Genomic DNA, 410 nt, shown 5'->3' with positions numbered 1-410 from the left:
CACCAATCTGGGGGCCGTTTCCATGGGTGATTACAACCTCATAATCGCCATCGAGGATTATATCGACGATTTGCTTTGCGGTCTTCATGACGTTCGTCATCTGTTCCTCGTAAGTGCCCTTTTGACCTCGCTGAAGAATCGCGTTCCCGCCGAGAGCTATGACTACCCTCTTCATAGGCCTCACCTCCATGCATAATTTTGTCTCAAGGAATAAAAGTGTTCCTTAGTCTTCAGCCTTGTGCATTAGAAAAAGCTTCGGAACTTTCTAGGAAATGTTTACAAAATGAAAGAAAGCTCACAGATACCACTCGGAGAAGCTTTCGAGGCCGAGCTTTTCGAGCGTCCTCATGACCCCTAGGGCTATGCCGTCAACCTCTATTCCACCTGGCATCTTGTAGGCGTCACCGACA

Annotated in this window: 1 pseudogene; it reads right to left on the bottom strand. The window is 48.0% G+C overall.

The features are described from left to right. Positions 1-175 (bottom strand): annotated as a pseudogene (locus E3E42_RS11775) (carbamate kinase); the annotation flags it as partial. Between the last annotated feature and the right edge of the window lie 235 nt (positions 176-410).

It is taken from the genome of Thermococcus sp. JdF3, from assembly GCF_012027495.1.
In the GTDB taxonomy this organism is placed as follows: Archaea; Methanobacteriota_B; Thermococci; order Thermococcales; family Thermococcaceae; genus Thermococcus.
Note: the sequence above shows the minus strand (reverse complement) of the source record. Positions and strands in the feature narration are given on the sequence as shown.